A 2,733-nucleotide genomic window follows, 5' to 3' on the forward strand; every position below is an offset into this window, starting at 1 on the left:
GCTGGTCTATGGCCTGCTGCTGGACGCCTGGCCGATCGTGATCGCCAATTGCATCACGCTGGCCCTGTCGCTGGCGATTCTGCTGATGAAACTGCGCTATCGTTAATTTGCGGCCGCCCGCGCCGCACGATGAGGCCGATCTTTGGCACCGGATATAGCCGCCTATTGATCTGCCTCAACACGATCAACAATGACCGGCGCACAGTTTAGGCAGGCAGCATCGATTGGATCTCGGCTTCCCGCCGTGATCTCCGTAACTACTGGCAGGAGTAATTAAATGAACACATCCAAACTGCGCGCATGGTCGGCATTTGCCACGGTCGCCGCCGCCCTGTTGACTCCCCCTGCGAGCGCCCAGCGCCTGGAGCGGTCTGGCTCGGAGGTCGTCAGCAGCACCTGCGCGGCCTGTCATGTCAAGGGCGAGCAAGGCGCGCCAAGAATCGGCGACGAGCTCGCCTGGGCCAAGCGCACATCGCAAGGCCTCACGGCGCTGACGGAGAACGCCTTGAAGGGCATTCGGAACATGCCTGCGCATGGCGGCAACGCGTCACTTAGCGACATCGAGATCGAGCGCGCCATTACTTACATGGTCAACCACTCCGGCGGCCACTGGATAGAGCCCCTGCGCGAGTCCACGCCCGCCGCCGTACGGTCGAGCGAGCAGATCGTGCAGACACAATGCGCCAAGTGTCACCAGGACGGCTTGAATGGTGCACCCAAGATCGGCGATCGCGCCGCCTGGGCGCCGCGCCTCAAGATCGGGCTGGACAAGCTGGTGAAGTCCGCCGTGCATGGTCATGGCGCCATGCCGGCGCGCGGCGGTGTCACGGACCTGAGCGATTTCGAGATCCAGAGCGCCGTGGTGTACATGTTCAATTACGGCATCGCGGCACTGCCGACCGAGCCTCGCGCGGCGCCTGCGGCAAGCACCCCGAACCACCAGCTCATTGACGGCACGGAAATCTATCTCGGCGTCGTGCCGGTCGAGGCCTTGTCGGCGAGCCAGCGCCAGGGCAAGGTGCCGAGCGGCAAGGGCTATTACCATGTGAACATTTCGCTGTTCGACGCCAAGACCAAGTTCGCCATCACCGACGCGCAAGTCAAGGTGAAGGTGGCCGACCCGATCGGTCTGGAGACAAAGACGCTGGAGGTCATTTCGGCGAACAACACGATCAGCTTCGGCGGCTATTTCCGCATGTCGGGCCTGAACCCTTATACGATCACGGCGCAGATTCAGCGCCCCGGCACGGCCAGGTTGATCGAGGCGAAATTCGACTACCAGCCGCGGTAGGCAGCGATGCGTTGCAAGCCGGGCGTTGGCAAAGCGGGGGGTGGCGCGTAGATGGCCAAGGTTTCCATCATTTACGCCACCACGGACGGCCACACCCGAAAGATCTGCGAGCGGTTGCGCGCGTTGCTGGCGGCGGCCGACCAGCAGGTCACCCTGGTTTCAATTGAGAATGCCGCGGCCCTGGACCTGTCGGCGTGCGACAAGATCGTGCTCGGCGCCAGCATCCGATACGGCCACCACAACCCCCTGGTTCTTGCCTTCGTCAACGCCCATCAGCACCTTCTGGAGACGAAGCCGAGTGCGTTTTTCTCGGTCAATATCGTCGCCAGAAAACCGCACAAGAACCAACCCGAAACCAATCCCTACCTGCAGAAGTTTTTGAAGCAAACGCGCTGGCGTCCGAGCGAGCTCGACGTGTTTGCCGGCCGACTGGATTACCCGCGCTATGGATTTCTCGACCGCCTGATGATTCGGTTCATCATGTGGATCACCGATGGGCCGACCGATCCTCGCAGCGTGGTGGAGTTCACCGACTGGCAGCGGGTCGAGGCGTTCGCCGCGCGTGTTGCCCGCATGTGACAGGGTCGGTGGCGCCTGCCGCGTCTTCAAGGTCGGCTTTTCATTCGGGCGACGTGGCGTCAGCCCGCCGACGCCCGTTGCAGCCGATCCCGCACACCGTCCCACGCCGGGCCTTCCGGCGGCGTCTCGATCCAGATCAGTTTGACGCCCTGCGCGTCAAATTCACGCAGCACGGCAAACAGCTGCTGCGCGGTGGCCGCCGCGTCATCGGGCATGTGTTTGCGCAATACTGTGGCGGCGCGGGTTTTGAGAATGGCGCGTGAATAGGTGGCGATCAGCGGGGTGGCTCCGGCGCCGTCACCATCCACATCCGTGCCCAGCAGGTCCAGCGCCGTCTGCAGGGCTTGGGCATCCATCAGCCGCACCTTGGCGTTCGGTGCGTAGTGCGACTCCAGCGTGCCGGAGGCGCGGGGCGCGGGCGCATCGAGCGTCAGCAGCTCGTCTTTGGACCGCACTTGCAAGCCACAGACGGCCTGCACCTGCTCGCGGCTGATAGCACCGGGGCGCAGCAGCACCGGCACACCGCGCGTGCAGTCGATGATGGTGGACTCGATGCCGACGACGCAGGGGCCGCCGTCCAGAATCAGCAGCTCAGGGCCAAACTCGCCTTGCACGTGCCGAGCGGTGGTCGGGCTGACGCGGCCGAACTGGTTGGCGCTGGGGGCGGCGATGCCCCACACGATTTTTTGTGGCGACTCCGGGTTGTCGCCCGGCGCCCGGCAGGCTTTGAGCAGCGCCTGTGCCACCGGGTGCGAGGGGCAGCGCAGACCGATCGAGTTTTGTCCGCCCGCCGCCGCTGCCGCCACACCGTCGCGACGCGGCAGGATCAGGGTCAGCGGTCCCGGCCAGAAGGCCTGGATCAG

At 64.4% G+C, this 2,733-nt stretch carries 3 protein-coding genes; 2 read left to right on the forward strand and 1 reads right to left on the reverse strand.

Annotated elements, in window-relative coordinates:
• The first annotated feature begins 277 nt into the window (after positions 1-277).
• Together B3V69_RS06160 and hemG are read left to right on the forward strand one after the other, a co-directional pair.
• The gene (locus tag B3V69_RS06160; RefSeq protein ID WP_296444783.1) at positions 278-1,291 is read left to right on the forward strand and encodes a c-type cytochrome; all 1,014 of its coding nucleotides are present in this window, start codon (positions 278-280) and stop codon (positions 1,289-1,291) included.
• Positions 1,292-1,342: 51 nt separating this feature from the next.
• Entirely contained in the window at positions 1,343-1,870 is a 528-nt protein-coding gene (hemG, locus tag B3V69_RS06165) for a menaquinone-dependent protoporphyrinogen IX dehydrogenase (protein ID WP_296444785.1), read from the forward strand.
• A gap of 59 nt (positions 1,871-1,929) precedes the next feature.
• On the opposite strand, the gene B3V69_RS06170 is transcribed toward hemG, so the two are convergent.
• A partial coding sequence (locus B3V69_RS06170; protein WP_296444787.1) for an L-threonylcarbamoyladenylate synthase occupies positions 1,930-2,733 on the reverse strand: 804 nt, incomplete at its 5' end.

Source organism: Rhodoferax sp. UBA5149 (genome assembly GCF_002413825.1).
Classification (GTDB): Bacteria; Pseudomonadota; Gammaproteobacteria; order Burkholderiales; family Burkholderiaceae_C; genus Rhodoferax.

Excerpts from the sequence above, each read along its gene's own strand:
- B3V69_RS06160 (WP_296444783.1), top strand. The coding sequence starts at position 278 with ATGAACACATCCAAACTGCGCGCATGGTCGGCATTTGCCACGGTCGCC.
- hemG (WP_296444785.1), top strand. The coding sequence starts at position 1,343 with ATGGCCAAGGTTTCCATCATTTACGCCACCACGGACGGCCACACCCGA.